This is a genomic window from Arthrobacter sp. 3Tela_A (assembly GCF_049311025.1).
In the GTDB taxonomy this organism is placed as follows: domain Bacteria; phylum Actinomycetota; class Actinomycetes; order Actinomycetales; family Micrococcaceae; genus Arthrobacter_B.
The window spans coordinates 23,017-33,989 of record NZ_JAXIOM010000047.1 but is presented as its reverse complement, the minus strand read 5'-3'; the positions used below and the strand labels follow the sequence as shown (position 1 = coordinate 33,989).

10 protein-coding genes are annotated in these 10,973 nt (G+C 64.5%); 4 read left to right on the top strand and 6 right to left on the bottom strand.

What is annotated here, in order from left to right; translation table 11 throughout:
* Window positions 1-121 precede the first annotated feature (121 nt).
* A complete protein-coding gene (gene nhaA / locus TVC13_RS13450; RefSeq protein WP_422401694.1) occupies window positions 122-1,504 on the top strand; it encodes a Na+/H+ antiporter NhaA in 1,383 nt (460 codons plus the stop codon).
* A gap of 606 nt (window positions 1,505-2,110) precedes the next feature.
* Here the strand turns inward: nhaA and TVC13_RS13445 are convergent.
* The 6 genes from TVC13_RS13445 to TVC13_RS13420 all read right to left on the bottom strand — a co-directional run bounded on the left by TVC13_RS13445 (window position 2,111) and on the right by TVC13_RS13420 (window position 6,665).
* Window positions 2,111-2,971, bottom strand: coding sequence for a hypothetical protein (locus TVC13_RS13445; RefSeq protein WP_422401693.1), 861 nt, complete (start codon window positions 2,969-2,971; stop codon window positions 2,111-2,113).
* A 256-nt stretch (window positions 2,972-3,227) separates the two neighbouring features.
* Window positions 3,228-3,833 carry a hypothetical protein gene (locus TVC13_RS13440; protein WP_422401692.1) on the bottom strand — a complete coding sequence of 202 codons (606 nt, stop codon included), beginning with the start codon at window positions 3,831-3,833 and terminating at the stop codon, window positions 3,228-3,230.
* Window positions 3,826-4,710, bottom strand: a complete 885-nt coding sequence (locus TVC13_RS13435; RefSeq protein ID WP_422401691.1) for a hypothetical protein — start codon at window positions 4,708-4,710, stop codon at window positions 3,826-3,828. The genes TVC13_RS13440 and TVC13_RS13435 overlap by 8 nt, the downstream gene beginning before the upstream one ends.
* The gene (locus TVC13_RS13430) at window positions 4,710-5,459 is read right to left on the bottom strand and encodes a signal peptidase I (protein ID WP_422401690.1); all 750 of its coding nucleotides are present in this window, start codon (window positions 5,457-5,459) and stop codon (window positions 4,710-4,712) included. Before TVC13_RS13430 ends, TVC13_RS13435 begins: the two co-directional genes overlap by 1 nt.
* A 31-nt stretch (window positions 5,460-5,490) precedes the next feature.
* Complete coding sequence (locus TVC13_RS13425; protein ID WP_422401689.1) at window positions 5,491-6,039, bottom strand: hypothetical protein; 549 nt, start codon at window positions 6,037-6,039, stop codon at window positions 5,491-5,493.
* Window positions 6,040-6,122: 83 nt separating this feature from the next.
* Entirely contained in the window at window positions 6,123-6,665 is a 543-nt protein-coding gene (locus tag TVC13_RS13420; RefSeq protein WP_422401688.1) for an alternate-type signal peptide domain-containing protein, read from the bottom strand.
* A 338-nt stretch (window positions 6,666-7,003) separates the two neighbouring features.
* On the opposite strand from TVC13_RS13420, the gene TVC13_RS13415 reads away from it, so the two are divergent.
* The 3 genes from TVC13_RS13415 to TVC13_RS13405 all read left to right on the top strand — a co-directional run bounded on the left by TVC13_RS13415 (window position 7,004) and on the right by TVC13_RS13405 (window position 10,865).
* Window positions 7,004-8,401 (top strand): NAD-dependent succinate-semialdehyde dehydrogenase, encoded by a 1,398-nt coding sequence (locus TVC13_RS13415; protein ID WP_422401687.1) that lies wholly within the window; start codon window positions 7,004-7,006, stop codon window positions 8,399-8,401.
* A 298-nt stretch (window positions 8,402-8,699) separates the two neighbouring features.
* Window positions 8,700-9,074 (top strand): Hpt domain-containing protein, encoded by a 375-nt coding sequence (locus TVC13_RS13410; RefSeq protein WP_422401686.1) that lies wholly within the window; start codon window positions 8,700-8,702, stop codon window positions 9,072-9,074.
* Window positions 9,075-9,149: 75 nt separating this feature from the next.
* A complete protein-coding gene (locus TVC13_RS13405; protein ID WP_422401685.1) occupies window positions 9,150-10,865 on the top strand; it encodes a sensor histidine kinase in 1,716 nt (571 codons plus the stop codon).
* Window positions 10,866-10,973 lie beyond the last annotated feature (108 nt).

Sequence of the window (10,973 nt, the reverse complement as noted above, 5' to 3'; positions counted from 1 at the left end):
TTTTGGCCGGGGGGCCCCCCCCCCGGGCCCGCAGCGCAGGGGTAATCTGGGGATGGTGAGCCGGGAAGTCTGGTCGGCAGCAGCTTTCCCGTATCCGCTTTCCTTTTAGGAGCCTTCTTTCATGGCCTCAAACGAGCCAAACCCCCAGCCCTCAGGATCCACCAAGGTCTTTTTCGGCCGGTCCAGCTACAGCGAGCACCTGCGCATCGGGGAGATCCTGCGCAAGGAAACCGTGGGCGGCGTCCTGCTGCTCATCGCCACGGTGGCGGCCCTGATCTGGGCCAACTCACCGGCGTCGGAAAGCTACTTCTCCGTCCGCGACTTCACGTTCGGCTACGAACCCTGGCATCTCGAGCTGAGCGTCGGCGCGTGGGCAGCTGACGGACTGCTGGCCATCTTCTTCTTCCTGGTGGGCCTGGAGCTCAAAAAGGAATTCGTCGCAGGCGACCTGCGGCAGATCAGCAAGGCAATCGTGCCCGTGGCTGCTGCCTTTGGCGGCGTCGTCATCCCTGCCCTGATCTATGTGGGCATCCAGGTGGCGACCGGGTCAGACGGCATGCGCGGCTGGGCCATTCCGACGGCGACGGACATCGCCTTCGCGCTGGCGGTGCTGGCTGTGATCGGCTCCCATCTGCCCACGGCGCTGCGCATCTTCCTGCTGACCCTGGCCGTGGTTGACGACCTGATTGCGATCACCATCATCGCGCTGTTCTATTCCGAAGACGTGAACCCGCTGATGCTGGGCCTCATGCTGATTCCGCTGGCACTGTTCACCCTGCTGGTCCAGCGCGGACAGCGCTTCTTCGGGGCCCGGCTCTGGGCCTTCTGGGTGTTCCTGGCCCCGCTGGCCGTCGCCGTCTGGATCCTCATGCATGCCTCCGGCGTCCACGCGACCGTGGCCGGTGTGCTGCTCGGCTTTGCCGTGCCTGTGCTGCGACGTAACCCGACCGGGGCAGGCACCCTCCCCCACAGCGAGGAGAAGCCGGGCCTGGCCGAGATCTTTGAGCACCGCTTCCGTCCCATCTCCACCGGAATAGCGGTGCCTGCCTTCGCGTTCTTCTCCGCGGGCGTCGCCATTGGCGGCTTTGAAGGCCTGGGCCGCGCGCTGACTGACCCGGTTGCCATCAGCATTGTTGCTGCCCTGGTTCTCGGTAAGCCGATCGGCGTGCTGCTGACCACGTGGGTGCTGACCTTCTTCACCAAGGCCACTCTGGACAAGTCCGTGAAGTGGGTGGACCTGACCGGCATCGGCATCCTTGCCGGCATTGGCTTCACGGTCTCCCTGCTGGTCAATGACCTTAGCTTCGGCCTGGGCTCTGCGCATCATGAGGATGCCAAGATCGCGATCCTCACGGCGTCCGTGCTTGCCGCAGTCCTCGCATCGATTCTGCTGACCATCCGCAACCGCCGCTACGCGGTTCTGGAGAGGGCCGAGCAGCTGGACGCGGACAACGACGGCATCCCCGACGTGTTCCAGGACGGCAAGGGGAATTCCGGGCTGTAGGTTTCTGGGTTGCTCGGCCGGGCCTGGTTCGGGTTCCGGGCCTGGTTCGTTCCGGGTTCGGGTTCCGGGCCTGGGCTGGGTCGCTTCCGGGCCGGGTTCGGATTCCGGGCCTGGGCCGTTGGGGTCAGGGCGGGTTTCCCGCGCGTGCCCTTCACCCGTATGTCGCCCGTGGCCTTCACCCGGATGTCCTGTGTCGCAATGACGTCGTTTAGCGCCCTTCCCGCCATCCTCTGCTGCAATGACGTCGCTATGGCCGTTCCGAAGCAGCGTTATTGCAGCACAGGTTTCTTTCCGGGGCTCCTGAACGACGGTATTGCCACACAGGATGAACCGCTGCAGATGATCGGGGTCCAATGGGGCCTACCGGGCACGGATTACGGGGGCTTTCGGGGGATCCAGCACACTCTTGCGCTGCTCCCCCGAAACAGCTTCAAACCTTCGGGCAGATACCGCTCCTTACGGGACGAACCGCGCAACCCTCGGTGAGGTAACGTCGTTCCGCCCGTCCCAAAACGGCGTTACCTCACCAAAGGTTGCCGCCAAGGACCTCTTTCCAGCGTTATCTCCCCGAAGGTTGCGTCGGATTCGGTCGTGCACCGACCAGAATCACCAGCATTCGTGGCTGTTCTGCCCCAGTTGATATGTCCGGTAAACCGGATCTCCGGCAACAGCGCCGTTCATAGGCTGAATTCGGACCGTGTATTTCCCCAGGAACTGTGGCCCCGCTGGTTTGGGGACGATCCTGATAGCTGCCGTATTTCCGGTAACCGTTGCCTCAACACCTGCGGTGCCGTTCTGTGACCTGACTGTCACTGCATAGCGCGTTGCGTTGGCAGCCCGTGGCCAGGAGAGCGCTAGTTCGGAATAGGCCGTGCTGGTGTCCCAGGCGACCGGCGAGCAGGTTAGCGGCGCGATGCTTCCCGTTGGGGCGGCAGCTCCCGAGTCACCTTCATGGCAGTTGCTGCCGTTATGGTGCTCGTACTGGTAGGTCCGGTAGACCGGGTCCCCCGGTACGCCGTTCTTCATCGGCAGGACCCGGACGGTGTACAGCGAGTAGAACGGCGTCGCGCCGGTCTGCGCGTCCCCGTTCTTTTGGGACTTCTGCCGCTCAAACCGGTAGACAGCCTCGGGGGATGTGACGGTCTGGGACCGGTCGTAGCTGTACTTCCCGGTGTTGTTACGCACCGTGATGACATAGCTGGTGGCACCCGTGGCCGCGGGCCAGAAGAAGCGGACGTCAGCGAAGTTGTTACTCATCATCTGCTGGTGACTCAGCAGCGGTGCGCAGGTCAGCCCGGAAACAGCACCGGGACGGTCCGCGTAGGCAGTCTGCGCAGAAATCAGAGACGTGCCCGGCGGCAGTGTCGGTCCGGGCGGTGCCGCCGTGCGGACCTGAAGATTCACCGACGCCGAAGCGCTCCACAGCGCGTAGGCTGCGGGCGCTCCGATGCCCAGCGTGACGGTCACACAGAATGCGACGACTGCCGTCTTGAACCCCGGCTGTGCCCGCCAACGGGCGAACCATCCGGCCTTTCGATTGAGTTGTGGTGTTTCAGGATGCTGAGATGTGGGGGGTTGGTGCAACGTGAACCTTATTAGAGCTGTCTGCACCGCCGGCGGTAGGGGCACCGGCGAAGCACGGGGATTTACGACGGCGCCAAGGTCCAGGCGCCGCTAAGCGGGCTTCTTGGTCCTGCTGTGTAAGGACTTCGAAGGTATCCGCTCAGAGACGATTACATTGGTAAGAAAGGTAGAAATACGCCGGTTCTGCGGGCGGGGCCGCATCGGCTTGATCACGTATCGCAGCGGCTTGGATCTCACTCGGCAAAGCCTGCGGCGCCTGGTCTAAACGAACAGTGCTGACCGTAACTGAGATACGTTTGCCCGACAGGCTACCACCGATATATTCCCCCAAACCATGAAGATCTTTGAGGTTGAAGCTGCCTGTATTCGGCACGGCATAATATATCGGCTCGGACCTGTCCGGAACTGAGATCACTGCTGTCACATACACCCCCTCCGGCATTGCAGCGGCAGACGGTGCGCTGTAACGCATGGATACGACGCCCAGAATGGTCCGCTGCATGCACTGCACGCTTCCCGTTATCACGGGCAGCGGAGGCTTTACCGTCTGAACAGTGACCATCCCCCTCACCGAAGAACTCCACAGCGCATAGGCAGCCGGAGCGCCGACACCAAGAATCACGGTGAGGCAGAACGCCACAAACGCCGTCCGGAACCCGGGCTGCGCGCGCAGCCTGCCGAACCAGCCTCGTTCGGCTCCGGTAACGTCCCCTTCAGTTGCAGCCCCCCGCTGCTTCCTATTCATAGCGATTCTCCCGTAAACGCAGCACCACAGCCGCCGCGAAGACGACCCCCATCGTTATAAGGAGCGTACCGGACAGTGACCTGATCACCGGTTCGACAGTGCTCGCGAAGCCGGACGCCAGCGGAGCCTCAAGTTTGGACACTGATTTCGGCAAGGACGAGGCTCCGGCGACCTGACGGACACTGCCCTCCCCCATAGCGAACGCCGGGACGGCGTCCGTCGATCGCCCAGTACCGGCGAGCACTGCAACGTCGCTGCGTTCCCGGGACGGGGTCGCCTGAGGCGAGGCGCTCGGCGCAGAGGGGGTAGGCGAAAGGCCGACGGCGGCGCATGCCGGCCGGGCCGCTTGCCCGGCTGCCTCGGACTCGAGCAGGAAGACCAAGTCGAAGTCGGCGTCGCGGTTGCGGGTTTCGTTCCCTGCTTCCAGGGCGAAGTCGACGGCGAAGCTGAGAAGGATGTCCTGTCCCGGACGCAGCTGCCAGCTCTGGTTGATGTCCGTGCAGGTACCGGTGCCCCCGAGCGGCAGGTTGGAGGACGGCCCTGAGCCGTCTCCGGCGCGTAGTCCAAGGTAGCCGTTGAGCTCCTCATCCGACCGGACGATGAGCGCAGCGGAGGTCAGGGAGGCGGCGTCGGCACTATTGTTCCGTACCCAGATCTCTGCCATGGCCGTAGAGCCGGGGACGTAGACGATCGATTCCCGGAAAACCGGGCCGCTAAGCGCAGTAGAGTAGTTGCGGCCGTCGGTGCTGAACTGGAGGTAATCGCTGGCGGCGGTCGCAGCGGGCATCCCGGCCAGGCAGGCGGCTGCGGTCAGGGAGCCGACCGCCGCTGCGCTGAGCCAGCGACGCCGGCCGGGCCGGCTTGGTTCGTGGTGCATCAGACGGTGGCGTGTGCCCGGGCGTGACGGCGGGTTCGGGGCAGGTGCTCGTGGGCATCGCAGTCGCACTCGGTGAGGACGGGGTCGTCGTGCTCTACCGGGTCCTGGGCCCCGAGTCCGGCCGGGTCGGTGGGACCCGCGACGGGAGCCGGCACGCCGGCGTCGGGGGTCTGGCCGCCGGTCTCGGAATCTGAAGAGCTGCGGCGCTTCTGGGCCAGTGCACCACGGACCAGGGTGACGACGCCGTATCCCATCAGGGCGACGGCGCCCCACTGGGCGATTTCGCCGCGGTCGGAATTACCCAGGCTGTTGGCAACGAACCCAACGTAGGGGACGGCGTAGAAGAGCTTGCCGCGCACCTGAACTTCGCGGACGGGCAGTTCGTCTTCCACGGAGTTGTTGTCGCCTTTGGTGGTGAACAAGACTTCGCCATCCTGGGAAGCGCCGATGCCGGTGATGCGGTGGGTGATGACGGTGTCTTTGCCGGACTCAATCTGGTACGTGATGATGTCCCCTACGCGCAGTTCCTCGAACGGAACCGGCTTGACCACCAGGAAGGTGCCCGGGGCGTATTTGGGTGCCATGGAGCTGGTCAGGACGCTGTACGTCTGGGACCCCGTGAGCAGCGGAACGATGACCAGTGCCAGCGCCGCCAGGACAGTGACGCACAGTGCGAGGTAGCTGATCGCCGTCCCAGCCAGGCTGAGTGCGGTGACGGGCTTCTCTGCTTTTCTGCGGCCTTGTGACATGGTGGCTTCCTTTGCGGTCCATGGTGGGCGGTCATGGCTTTACTTGGGTGACGGTCAGTCTTACGGGGATCTCGGCGGTAGTACCAAGGGCCGCGGTGTCGACGGTTGTTTCGAGCTTTACCAGCAGGCAGATATGCCGCTCCTGGTTCTGAGCAATGGTGTTCAGAACCGGTGGAATGACCGGGTACTTAGACGGGTCAGACGGGCACTGTGAGTTCGTACCGCGCTCCATTACGCGTACTGTCAGATGGCCTCTGAACGCGCCTGATGCGGGGTCTACCGAAATAGTCGGCTGGACTTTCATATTGCTTGACGCGTTGCTCTTGTTCTCGATCTGTACCGTGGCAGACGTGGACTCTCCGGGCTTGATTGCCGAGAGGCCGGGCAGGTTGACAGTCTGCTGTGGACCCGCCATCTCCACCTTGTTGACCAGAATGCTGAAGTTCGCTGCCTGCACGGTTCCGGGTTTTACCGAAACAGCCGCGTTCCAAAGTGCGTAGCTCCCCTGGACCGTCATGAGTCCCAGCACTACGGCTGTGAGGACAAGTCCTGCAGCTTTCAGTGCTCGAACGCTCTTCATGCGGAATTCCTCCAAGGGAACAGGCTGTGCGCGGAACCTGTGCGCCGCGCACAGCCAGGGGTTAGAACAAGATGATGCTTGGACTAAGGTGCCTTCGTGGGGGCAATCTGCTCCAGCTTGAAGCTGACGTTGCCGAGGTCGGCACTGGCGCCGACGTTCGTCCGGCCACCAGTCTCTTCCTTGAAAGTGAAAGTGCTCGAGGCGGTCACAGTGCCTGCTTCAGCTGGCGTGATCTCGGCATCTGCAAGGACGTCCACATTGCCCTTCATCACGGTGACCGGGCCGATGACGGCGTTGTTCGCGAATACACCGGTTGTAGGCAGGCCGGTGACCGACAGATCTGCCTTCATCTCGGCTCCCACGAGGGTGATGTCCAGCAGGTGCTTGTAGGTGAGGGTCTCACCGGGAACGATGCGGTAAGCAGCAATATCTTCGATCTTGGTTCCGGCTCCGTTGTACCAGCCATTGGTGCTGTCAGTCTTGGGCTGCAGATTCAAGTCACCGGCAGCGATCGTGCCGGCGTTTGCTTCCACCGACTGGTTCCACACAGCAAGCGTTCCGCCGCCGCCGAGGAGCAGTGCCACGCCTACGCCGGTTGCCAGTGCGCCTTTTGCCATCTTGTTCATTGTGTTCCCCTTGTTTGTTCTTGGTTCCGACGTCATGTGAGACATCCGAGACTTTCGGCCCGGGAAGGTTTTCCCTGCCGCTGAGGAATACTTTGCCGCCCGGAACGCAAGAAATTTGGCGGTCTAACCACAGGGTTCCGAAAACATTCGGTCAAAGCTCAAGGCCCCCGCAAGCGCCCCTCAACATCGGCGCAATCCGAAGCTCAAGCCCGGCTTAAACCACGGATTCCGCACGCAAACGGCCTCAATAACACGTCACCATGCGGATTTTTCTTCCCTAAGCACCCTTTTCCCGGCAGAATGGCAAGCACCCATATACATGCGTAAGGAGTACGGACGTGAGCACCGCTTCCACTACATCGGCGAAGTCCTACCGGGTTATCAACCCGGCAACAGGCGAACCCGGCGAAGAGTTCCCCCTGGCCACCGATGCCGAAATCCAGGACGCACTGGCGGCGTCGCAGGCTGCCTTCGAATCCTGGCGCGAAGTTCCCATCGAGGAACGCGGGAAGATCGTCACCCGCATCGCTGAGCTGTTCACCGAGCGCAAGGATGAGCTCGCCGCAATCATCACCGAGGAAATGGGCAAGCCCCTGCCGGAGTCCGCAGGCGAGGCCGAGTACTGCACGGAAATCTTCGAATACTTCGCTACCGAGGGCCCCTCACTGGCCGCAGACCAGGAGATCAAGGCAATCGGCGGCGGCCGCGCCGTCATCCAGAAGCTCCCGGTGGGCCCGCTGCTGGGCATCATGCCGTGGAACTACCCCTACTACCAGGTGGCCCGCTTCGCTGCACCCAACCTGATGCTGGGCAACACCATCGTCCTCAAGCACGCCGAGTCCTGCCCCAAGTCGGCGCTGGCCATCCAGCAGATCATGGACGACGCCGGTGTGCCCGCGGGCGTGTACCAGAACGTCTTCGCCAGCCACGGCCAGATCGCTGACATCATTGCCGATCCCCGGATCCAGGGTGTCTCCCTCACCGGCTCCGAGCGCGCCGGCGCCATCATCGGCGAGCTGGCCGGCAAGAACCTCAAGAAGGTTGTGCTCGAACTCGGCGGATCCGACCCCTACGTGGTGCTGGACACCGACGACGTCAAGGAAGCAGCAGCCAACGCCTGGGCCACCCGCCTGGAGAACACCGGCCAGGCCTGCAACTCCAACAAGCGCATGATCGTCGCCGAGGACATCTACGACGACTTCGTTGCCGAGCTGACCAACCTGGCCAAGGACCTCAAGCCCGGTAATCCGGCCGAGGCAGCCGAGGGCACCTACGGCCCGCTCTCCTCCCGCTCCGCCGCGGAGGGCCTGGCCGAGCAGATCCAGGACGCCGTCTCCAAGGGCGCCACTCTGCACGCCGGCGGCACCCTCTCAGACGGCCCTTCCTCCTACCTGGCCCCGGCCGTGCTCACCGGCATCACCCCGGAAATGCGCGCCTACCGCGAAGAGCTCTTCGGCCCGGTAGCCGTGGTCTACAAGGTCGGCAGCGACGAGGAAGCCGTCAAGCTCGCCAACGACTCCGACTACGGCCTGGGCGGCGTCGTCTTCTCCACTGACGAGGAACGTGCCCGCAAGGTCGCGGCGCAGCTTGAGGTTGGCATGGCCAACGTCAACGGCGTGGGCGAAGGCGCCGGCATCCCGTTCGGCGGCGTCAAGCGCTCCGGCTACGGCCGCGAGCTGGGCCCGCTGGGCATGGACGAATTCGTCAACAAGCGCCTGTTCTACATCGCCGAGTAAGCAGGTAACAAGCAAAGCACCACAGCACCGCAAACGCACGACGCCGGCACCTGCCCTGGGTGCCGGCGTCGTCCGTCTTTCGGGGAAAAAACACCGGTGAACCGAAATTTGCGGGATCTTGAGCCTGCTCCGGGTCCGTTCCTGAGCTTTGCCTGCCAGTGTTTAGGCATTGATCGGCCCAGCTCCTCCACAAAAGGCAGCGCACCCCCAGGAGGACCAGCTTGTCTCCCCACCCCAGCACACCGGCAGGACGCGCCAACCGCGCCTTCGGTGCTGCTTCCAGCACCCGTTTCGCGGCATGATCGCGTTGGATAACCGTCCCGCCGCCCGGAGACTCGTTTCCGTGCGTGTGCTGCGGGATCTGAGTGACCAGCTTGGGGCCGGCACCAGCCGGCAGTTTGTGGTCGACTACGTCCGGCTGTGGGACAGCCGTTATTCACGCCTGGTTTCAGCCCTGCACAACACTGACTTCGCGGCAGCCATGGACGTGGTGCTGAGCATCAAGACCGCGAGCCAGATGGCCGGTGCCGAGCGCCTGGCCAAGCTCGCGGCCGAGGCCCAGGACCTGGTGCGCAGCCAAGACCACGCAGGCCTGGTGGCGCTGCTGGAACCGCTTGAGCAGTGCGGCCAGGCGACCATGCACGAACTCGGCCAGGTACTGCACGGCCTGTAATGTTCCGGCACATCGGCTGACCTGTGGCTTTGCTGGTTTAACCTGAGGATAACCAGCTCGCGCGGAAGAGGACAGATGTCAGTGAACATGTGGCGGATTCCGCCGTCGCTGGACTTCCACCGCCGGTTCGGCCGGCTCAGTCCGCGCCTGCAGGTACTCTGCGCCCAACTTCCGCTGGTGGCGACCCTCGGCGTGATCACTCTGGCCTGGACGGCCCTCTTCCCGCAGCTCTTCTCCTCCACCGGTGTGCTCACCGGGCTGGGTATCATTGCCGCCGCCACCGCTGTGGCCGGGCTCCTGCCCTGGGGCCGCCTGCCGGCCTGGAGCACGTGGATAATTCCGCTGCTTGACCTGCTGGGCATCGGTTTCCTCTACTCCGGCGGGCAGGGCCTGATCACCGGGGTGTCCCTGGTGCAGCTGTTCCCCGTGGTGTGGATGGCGTGGTCCCGGGTGGCACCGCGCGCCGCCGTCGTACTGACCGTGCTGAGTGCCCTGCTCATTGTCTGGGGGCCCATCTTCGCCTCCGATGGTCCGGTGGAGCGCGAATCCCTGGCCGCGCCGATCCTGGTGCCCCCGATCCTGGGCGTGGTGTCCTACGTCTGCGGCGCGATGCGGCTGGAACTTGAAACCTGGCGCGAATCCCTGCGGACCAAGGACGCACAGCTGGTGGCCGCCCTGGAAGAGAGCAAACACCGCGCCCAGCTGCTGGACGGCGTGCTGAACGCGATCGGCGTCGGGGTGCTGGTGGTGGACGCCCAGGGCCGGGACGTGCACCGCAACACCGCGCAGATCGTCCTGGACGACGGCGGGATGCGCGCGCGGAACGCGGCAGGCGGCGTCGTGCAGGTCTTTGAGGCCGACGGCGTGACCCCGCTGCCGCCGGATCAGCTGCCCGCGCGCCGGGCGCTGCGCGGATCCTTCGAGGACCTGCAGATCTGGGCCGGCGGCCCGGACAACCGAATGGCGCTGAGCGTCTCCGCCCGGACGCTGCGGGACGACGACGGCCGGGTGACCGGCTCAGTGATCGCCTCCACGAACATCACCGCCATGGTCAAGGCCCTGCGCACCAAGGACGACTTTGTTTCCAGCGTCTCCCATGAGCTGCGCACCCCGCTGACCTCGATCCTCGGCTACCTCGAGATGGCCCTGGATTCGCTCAGCGACCCGGAGGTACCCGCCGAGCGGATCGCCGGACACCTGGAAGTGGCCCAGCGCAACGGGGACCGGCTGCTGCAGCTGGTCTCGGACCTGCTCGCCACGGCCGGCGGGTCCGGCACCATCACTCCGCTGCCGCTGCCGCTGGCCGAACTGGTGGATGATCGGCTGCAGGCCGCAGGTCCGCGCGCCCGGGCCGCCCAGGTGCAGCTGGTGAACAAGGTGCCGCCGGGCCTTTCGGTTTACGCGGACCCCAACCGGCTCTGCCAGGTGCTGGATAACCTGCTCTCCAACGCGGTGAAATACACGCCCGACGGCGGCACGGTCACCGTCAGCGGGGCGGCGGACGAAAACCGCACGGTCTTCAGCGTGGCGGACACCGGACTGGGCATGAGCGAGGAGGAACAGGCCGGGCTGTTCACCCGCTTCTTCCGCACCGAGGCCGTGCGCCGTGCCGGCATTCCCGGCGCCGGGCTGGGCATGGCGATCAGCAAGGGCATTGTGGAGGCGCACGGCGGGGAGATCACGGTGCAGAGCACTCCCGGAGAGGGCACGGTCTTTACCGTCTCGCTGCCGTCAGCGCCCGACGCCGCTGCCTCCGAAGAGCCCGGGCACGCCATGGCGGGCGGAGCCTAGGGGAACGCCCCGGCTTCATCGAGATGGCAGAAACTGCTCGAATAAGCGGTCTAACGGGCAGTTTCTGTGATCTCGATGGGGTGTGAGGGTGGGGTGTGAGGATGGCGT